Genomic DNA, 7919 nt, shown 5'->3' on the forward strand with positions numbered 1-7919 from the left:
ATACTAAATGTTACCATAAGTCCTAATCCTGTCCCTTTTTCTTTTAAAGAATAATATGGTTGCCCAAGCCTTGCTAACTGTTCTTTCGTCATACCAACACCACTATCTTTAACTCTTATTATGATTGTTTCATCTTTTTGAATAGCTGTTACTTTTAAATATCCTTTATTTCCTTGAATTGCTTCAATACCATTTTTAACAACATTCATAATAGCTTGCTTCAATTTTGTCTTATCACCAATCGTATAAAGGCTTTCTGAAATTTCAACTTGTAAATATACACCTTGCATCGCTGCAAATGACGACATAAGAGTGGTCATTTCTATTAATTGGGCTGATAAACAAATGTGTTCTTTTTTCTCAATTTGCGGCCTTGCTAAATTTAAGTAATCTGAAATAATTTGTTCCGCCCGATCCAATTCAGCTAATACGAGACGCATATAATCCTTATTCTTCACATCTTCCGTACTTTCTAGCAATTGGATAAATCCACGAACAACAGTTAGTGGATTTCGAACTTCATGTGCCACACTTGCTGCTAACTCACTTACAATATTAAGCTTTTCTGATTTTTGCATCTCTGTACGTAGCAATGCATTTTCATTTAAATATTCAGTTAAATACACCTGGAATACCATTGTCATGACCATGATAAGCGAGGCAAATATAAATCCGCTATATATTTGCGAAATATACGGTGTAAATCCTGTTTCCAAAAGAACATTAATCATGCCTAATACTAAAGAAACAAGCACATAAAATGATGAAATCATAAATGCTAAAATTAATTTCTTATCCCTTGAAAAAAGAGACCATTTCTTTGATAAAAATAGCGGAACTATCAATAAAAATATTACTTCTAAAACTGGAAGAAAGCTCATTCCCTTTAGTAACCATTCATATGCAACAAAAATAACCGCTGGGATTAAACCAACAATCCCACCATATAAAAAACCACTGACAATTGGAATGGGGTGAAAGTTATACCCACACACATTGCCAAAACAAATAGAGTATGTCATGGAGAGAACGAGCGTAACGCTAGATAAAAACATAATAAAGTAACGATTTGGCTTCGGAGGCATTTCTTGATAGCGATTTAAACGAATCGCTTCATATAAAAATAGTGGCAAAATTATGATGGCAATTTGAATCAATAAATCACGGATAAGCTCCATAACCTCTCATCCCCTATATGTATTTTGATATGATTATATCATTTTATAGGTGTATTTGTTTTAAAATTTTGATTTTTCTTAACATATTTGTTAATTCTTTGTTAACAACTCATAATAATTGTTACAGATTTTCGAAATGATTGTAAACCCTGTACCAAATTTCCTTCGTGCAGTATACAATGAATACGGATTACAAAGAAAATATAAAAATACTTTTTTAGACGGACAACTATAGCAAAATACAGCATATAATCCATACTATCTATGTTTACAAATAAGTGATCATTACTTTAGTAGGAGGAAGATAAATATGGCGGGTACTACGCTTGTTTTAAAAGAAGAAAATTTGGTTGTTCTAGAAAATGTTGAAAAATCAGTATATGAAGAGTTACAGCATAAAGCGGGAGAAGAAAACTGCACATGTGCTGTGAACGAATCAGTTGTTCACCTTGGCAAGGTATCCTCTGTACTCTGGAATGAAGATGAAATAGATTGGGAATACGGATATTAAAAAGTCGCTTATAGCGGCTTTTTTTCTCTTTTCTCTCTCTTTCTAAATAACATATACAAAGCGTAATCATAGAAAATATGATAAAATGAACTTAATTTTCAAACGGAAGAAAGGGAGATACAATGGAACAATTCATTAACCCTAGAGTGAAGGATATCCAAATTTCTGGAATCCGTCAATTCTCTAACATGATTCAAAACTATGGTAATTTGATTTCTTTAACAATTGGACAACCCGATTTCCCTACACCTTCTCTCGTGAAAGAAGCGGCAAAACGGGCTATTACAGAAAACTATACAAGCTATACACATAACGCTGGTTTACTAGAATTACGTAAGGCAGCTTGTAACTTCGTAAAAGATAACTACGATTTACATTACTCACCTGAAAACGAAACCATCGTTACAATCGGTGCTAGCGAAGCAATTGATGTTGCATTCCGAACGATTTTAGAGCCAGGAACAGAAGTAATTTTACCTGCTCCTATTTATCCAGGCTACGAACCTATTATTCGATTATGCGGTGCAACGCCTATTTTTGTAGATGTTCGTGAAACTGGATTTCGTTTAACAGCTGAAGCGCTTAAAAATGCTATTACAGAAAAAACAAGATGTATCGTACTACCGTATCCTTCTAATCCAACTGGTGTAACTTTATCCACAGAAGAATTAAAAGATATTGTAGATGTTTTAAAAGATAAAAATATTTTCGTCCTTTCAGATGAAATTTATAGCGAGCTTGTATATGAACAAAAGCATACATCTATCGCACATTTCCCAGAAATGCGTGAAAAGACAATTGTCATTAACGGTTTATCTAAATCACATTCTATGACCGGCTGGCGTGTTGGACTTTTATTCGCACCAAGCTATTTAGCAGGACACATATTAAAAGTTCATCAATACAATGTAACGTGTGCTACTTCAATCGCTCAATACGCTGCAATTGAAGCATTAACAGCAGCTAAAGACGCACCAAAAATGATGCGCCACCAATATAAAAAACGCCGTGATTACGTATATAATAGACTCACTCAAATGGGATTAACAGTTGAAAAGCCAACAGGTGCATTTTACTTATTCCCATATGTTGGTCATTTGACATCTTCATCATTTGATTTTGCACTTGATCTTGTCAAAGAAGCGGGACTAGCTGTAGTTCCTGGAACAGCATTCTCTGAATACGGTGAAGGCTACCTTCGCTTGTCCTATGCGTATAGTATCGAAACTTTAAAAGAAGGCTGCGACCGATTAGAAGCCTTTCTAATGAAAAAAGCTAAGAGTTAAACTCTTAGCTTTTTTATGCATAATGATCACAAGTTTGACGTTTTAGTAATTTATGAGGAATAATGATACACTTTGCAGTGGATTCTGCATTCTCTACTTTATCAACTAAAGCTTTTGCTGCCTCATATCCTAGCTGATAAATATTCACATCAACTGTCGAAAGTGGAGGGCTCGCAATTTCTGATAATAAAGCATTATTAAAGCTTACAATAGAAACATCTTTCGGTACAACGAATCCTTTTTTAGAAAGAGCACTTAACACACCAAGTCCAATTAAGTCATCCGTTGCCATAATTGCCGTTGGCGGTTGCTGCAGTCCCATTAATTCCTCAACAGCTTGTTGACCACTTTCCCTCGAAAAATCAAAATGTAAAATATATTCTTTTGGTAATACAATGTCTGCTAATTTCAAGGCATCACTCATACCAGCTAAACGATCTCTCGTTACAAGTAAATCTGATCCACCACCAATGAACGCGATTTGCTTATGCCCTAATGAAATTAAATATTCTGCCACTTCTCTTGCAGCTGTATAATTGTCATTATCTACATATGTAATTTCATCTTTTCGATCATATGGTTTTCCTATTAAAACAAACGGGAAATTTTGTTCATGTAAATATTGAATAATCCGATCATTCTCCCTTGAATATAAAAGAATAATGCCACCAATTTGGCGTCCCTGTACCATCTTTACGACACCATTAAAAATTTCTTCTTCCGTTTCACCTGTCGACATGTAAAGCGCATAACCTTCTACGTGTGCAAATGAACTAATCCCTCTTATAACTTCTGGGAAAAATGGATTTTGAAAAGCTTTACTTGCAGAACTTGGCATAACAAGACCAAGTGTTTTCGTCGTTTGGTTCGCAAGATTTCTCGCATTTAAATTGGGATGATACCCTAATTCACTCATCACTTTCCTAACACGGCGCTTTGTCTTTTCACTTATACTTGGATTATCAGCAATTACACGAGAAACTGTTGATGGTGCAACATTCGCTTGCTTCGCCACATCTTTAATTGTAACTGTCATAAAAATCCCCCTCCTCTCATTTCTCTGCCATTTTTCATATATTTTATCTCGCACTCATTGCAAGTCATAAACTTTCATTTCTTATATCTTGCAAAACTAATCCTATTCTCCCTCTTCATGTATTGTAAGGGATATAGCTATTTTTTCCTATACTATAATATACTATTTATTTCACTTCTTTTCACATGTGATGTCAAATCTCTTTTCATCTCCCTATAAACTTATTTATAGGGAGATGAAAAGAAAAATGGGACGTAATGTCCCATTTTTCATCCTTTTGTACCTCCAGCTGTTAAACCAGAAATAAAGTATTTTTGTAGTGATAGGAATAAAATTGAAATTGGGATCGCAATTAACACAGAACCCGCTGCAAACGTTGTAAATTCATTACCGAATTTCTTCGCAACCATTTCATATAATCCAACTGCTAAAGTATAATTTTCTGGTGTTCGCAAAATAATACTCGCTAAAATGAAATCTGTAAATGGACCAATGAAAGTAAATAACGCTACAACCGCTACGATTGGCTTTGCAAGTGGCATAATGATTTGCCAAAAAATACGAAAATGTCCTGCTCCATCCATTCGAGCTGATTCATCCAGTTCTTTCGGAATCGTATCAAAATACCCTTTCATAAGCCATGTATTCATCGGAATAGCCCCGCCTACATAAATTAAAATTAATGCAAGGTGTGTATCAATTAATCCTGTTAATTGAGCTAATACGTATAAAGCAATTAACGCTGCAAAGTTTGGAATCATTTGCAGAATTAAAAATGTTAATAAACCATTTTTTCTTCCAACAAAACGATATCTCGAAAATGCATAAGCGGTAAAACTAATTGCTAACACTGAGAAAATCATCGTTAAAACACTTACTTTTAATGTGTTTTTATACCATAGTAAGTAATTACTATTCTCTAGATCTAATAACTTACGATAATGATCTAACGTTGCATTTTGTGGAATAATACTTGATCCAGATAAACTATCACCTGGATTAAACGATGAGCCAATAATCCATAATAACGGATAGAAAATGATGGCACACATTACGAAAATAACTAAATAACTTAATGAGAGACGTAACATCTTCTGTCTTTTAATATTCATTTACATCATATCCTCTTCTTGGAATGATTTTGTTCTCTTAAATTGCCATAACGCAACTGTAATAACAATTAACGATAATATCATTGTAAGAGCTGCTGCTTTTCCGTACTGCGCTGAAGTCATCGTTAACTTATAAATCCATGAAATTAAAATATCCGTTCCACCTGCGTCTTGTCCAGCTACAGCAGGACCTCCACCATTAAATAGATAGATGATACTAAAGTTATTAAAGTTAAACGTATATTGCGTAATTAATATTGGTGCTGTTGCATATAACACAAGTGGCAATGTAATTTTACGAAACTGTTGCCAAGCTGTCGCTCCATCTACTGTAGCCGCTTCATATAATTCTCCCGGAATCGATTGCAGTATACCTGTTGTCATCGCAAAGATAAACGGGAACCCAAGCCACGTTTGAATCATAATTAAAGCAATCTTCGCCCAAAATGGATCTGTCATCCAAGCAATCTTTTCAATTCCGAATAAAGCTAATACTTGATTGTTAATCGCTCCGAATGTTTCATTAAACATACCAGAGAAAACAAGAATAGATACGAATGCTGGAACCGCCCACGGTAAAATGAAGATTGTTCGAATAATCGCCTTTCCTTTAATACCAGGCTGATTTACGATAATCGCTAAGAAAATACCAAGTGCAACTTGTAATGTTGTTGCAACGAATGTCCAAATGACAGTCCAAGAGAATACACTTACAAATGTCTCTCTCCACATCGGTAAAGTGAAAATATCAATAAAGTTTTTAAAGCCCACCCAATCTACTAATTTAGCTGGAGGAGAATGATATAAATCATAGTTTGTAAATCCAATTAAAATTACGAAGATGATTGGAAATACGACCACAAAGATAAGTAGTAGAAAACCTGGTGAAACCATTAAATAAGGAAAACCTTGATCTAACAAATTACGATATTGCTCTTTTACAGAATTTAACGGTGTTCCGCTATCACGTTTCTTTCCATTTTGGTATGCATCATATAAGTTAAATGCATATATGCCTAGCCCAAAAGCGATAACGATAAGGGCCAAGATTCCTTCTACTAATAGAAAGACAGAATGGTCACGTGGAACTTCTGTACCAAGCGTTACAATACCCCATAATCCCATATTTAATAAATCAGCAAAGGCTACAATAAAAGAACCTGTTAATACTAGAAAAATAAGACCTTTTACAAATTGTTTATTATACATTTGGCCCACGCCTGGAATGATTGATAACATGGTTGCCATTTTCCTATGCTTTGAATGGTTTAACCCATTTGCTGGTTCCATAGATGTTTGCATGTTCCTTCCCCCTTTTTTCTTCCTACATGGAAGGGAGAGAATTCGTGCCTCTCATATTAGAGGCACGAATTTCACCTTATTTTTTCTTGTTATGATTTGCCTCAATATTACCTTTAATTTGTTTCACTGCACTATCAAGCGCCGCTTTTGGTGCCTCTTTATCTGTAACAACTAATTGAAGCGCATCTCCAGCTGGTTTCCAAACTTCTTGCATTTCTGGAATGTTTGGCATTGGAATTCCATTTTCAGATTGCGTTGCAACTGCTTTTGCAGCTTCGTTATCTTTAATAATTGGATCTTCCATTACTGATTTTACTGGAGGAATTTCTTTTGTTTTCTCAAATCGAATTTTTGCGTTTTCTTCATTTGTTACCCACTCAGTGAATTTTGTAGCTAAATCATTTTGTTTAGAGAAACTTGTTACATGCCATCCTTTAACCCCAACAAACGTTTTCATTGGTTGACCATTTGGTAATTTCGGCATTGGAGCAACGCCATAATCAATCCCGTTCTTTTCCATTGCTTGGAACGCCCATGGGCCATTCATGATAGAAGCTGCTTTTCCTTCATTGAATAGTCCATCAGCAGCAGGCCCACCTGATTCACCGATAATACCTTTTGGGAATAATTTTTCCTTGTACCATTTTTGAAGATATTCAGCACCTTGTACTGCTCCACTATTATTTAATCCAACATCACTTGCATTTGGCTTTCCATCTTTTTCACCAAATACATAACCGCCCATACCTGCCATGAATGCATTAGCAAAGTAGAAGTTATCTCCTAATGCTAAAAATCCGTACTTGCCATCTTTCGTAAATTCTTTTGAGAAGTTAAACAGCTCGTCCATCGTTTCTGGCGCTTTTGGCATTAGTTTTTTATTGTAAATAAAGACTGGTGTCTCAATTGCTTTTGGTAAACCATATAATTTTCCGTTATATGTCTGTGCTTCTATTGATGAATTAGTAAATTTACTCTTTACAGCATCATCTGCTTTCACTTCAGAAAGTAAACCTTCTGTTACTGCATTTCCGATTTGATCGTGTGGCAATGTTACAACATCTGGTCCAGTCCCCGCTGGCCCATCAAGGCGTAACTTCTTCACTTGATCTGTCATTTGCATTTCAACAACTTTTACTTTTACTTTATATTTTTCCTCAAAGCTTTTCACTGCTGGTTCTAAACCAACACCTTTTTTATCATCTTCCCAAACAAGAAGATCATAGTCTTTTTTCGCTTTACTTTCCTCTTTTTTCCCTGAATCTTTCGGTCCACATGCAGATAACATACCAATAGATAATGCTGAAACCGTTAATAATGATAATGCTTTCTTCATCCCAAAAACCTCCCTAAATTGTCTATGTACCTCAGTAACTGAAAACGTTTGCATTTAATAGTTTAATTGAAGCGCAAACAATATCTCAATCTATGAAAACGTTTGCACTATTTGTCTATCATTATACATTCTTTTATTCATTTCGCAAATATTAATTT

7 protein-coding genes are annotated in these 7919 nt (G+C 34.9%); 2 read left to right on the forward strand and 5 right to left on the reverse strand.

Features of this window, described 5'->3' with window-relative positions; translation table 11 throughout:
- On the reverse strand, positions 1-1178 hold a 1178-nt coding region (locus ABWK52_RS18840), incomplete at its 3' end, for a histidine kinase dimerization/phospho-acceptor domain-containing protein (RefSeq protein ID WP_353772071.1).
- 310 nt (positions 1179-1488) lie between these two features.
- On the opposite strand from ABWK52_RS18840, the gene ABWK52_RS18845 reads away from it, so the two are divergent.
- Together ABWK52_RS18845 and ABWK52_RS18850 are read left to right on the forward strand one after the other, a co-directional pair.
- Entirely contained in the window at positions 1489-1689 is a 201-nt protein-coding gene (locus ABWK52_RS18845; RefSeq protein ID WP_000929280.1) for a hypothetical protein, read from the forward strand.
- A 122-nt stretch (positions 1690-1811) separates the two neighbouring features.
- Complete coding sequence (locus ABWK52_RS18850; protein WP_000434600.1) at positions 1812-2975, forward strand: aminotransferase A; 1164 nt, start codon at positions 1812-1814, stop codon at positions 2973-2975.
- A 13-nt stretch (positions 2976-2988) separates the two neighbouring features.
- On the opposite strand, the gene malR is transcribed toward ABWK52_RS18850, so the two are convergent.
- The 4 genes from malR to ABWK52_RS18870 all read right to left on the reverse strand — a co-directional run bounded on the left by malR (position 2989) and on the right by ABWK52_RS18870 (position 7761).
- The gene (malR, locus tag ABWK52_RS18855; protein ID WP_000219053.1) at positions 2989-4011 is read right to left on the reverse strand and encodes a maltose operon transcriptional repressor MalR; all 1023 of its coding nucleotides are present in this window, start codon (positions 4009-4011) and stop codon (positions 2989-2991) included.
- 269 nt (positions 4012-4280) lie between these two features.
- Complete coding sequence (malD, locus tag ABWK52_RS18860) at positions 4281-5123, reverse strand: maltosaccharide ABC transporter permease MalD (protein ID WP_001022608.1); 843 nt, start codon at positions 5121-5123, stop codon at positions 4281-4283.
- A complete protein-coding gene (gene malC, locus ABWK52_RS18865; protein WP_001194996.1) occupies positions 5124-6425 on the reverse strand; it encodes a maltosaccharide ABC transporter permease MalC in 1302 nt (433 codons plus the stop codon).
- 76 nt (positions 6426-6501) lie between these two features.
- Positions 6502-7761, reverse strand: a complete 1260-nt coding sequence (locus ABWK52_RS18870; protein WP_000709923.1) for an extracellular solute-binding protein — start codon at positions 7759-7761, stop codon at positions 6502-6504.
- Positions 7762-7919: the final 158 nt, after the last annotated feature.

Source organism: Bacillus sp. AP50 (genome assembly GCF_040492675.1).
GTDB lineage: Bacteria > Bacillota > Bacilli > Bacillales > Bacillaceae_G > Bacillus_A > Bacillus_A cereus.

Excerpts from the sequence above, each read along its gene's own strand:
- ABWK52_RS18845 (WP_000929280.1), top strand. The coding sequence starts at position 1,489 with ATGGCGGGTACTACGCTTGTTTTAAAAGAAGAAAATTTGGTTGTTCTA.
- ABWK52_RS18850 (WP_000434600.1), top strand. The coding sequence starts at position 1,812 with ATGGAACAATTCATTAACCCTAGAGTGAAGGATATCCAAATTTCTGGA.
- malR (WP_000219053.1), bottom strand. The coding sequence starts at position 4,011 with ATGACAGTTACAATTAAAGATGTGGCGAAGCAAGCGAATGTTGCACCA.
- malD (WP_001022608.1), bottom strand. The coding sequence starts at position 5,123 with ATGAATATTAAAAGACAGAAGATGTTACGTCTCTCATTAAGTTATTTA.
- malC (WP_001194996.1), bottom strand. The coding sequence starts at position 6,425 with ATGCAAACATCTATGGAACCAGCAAATGGGTTAAACCATTCAAAGCAT.
- ABWK52_RS18870 (WP_000709923.1), bottom strand. The coding sequence starts at position 7,761 with ATGAAGAAAGCATTATCATTATTAACGGTTTCAGCATTATCTATTGGT.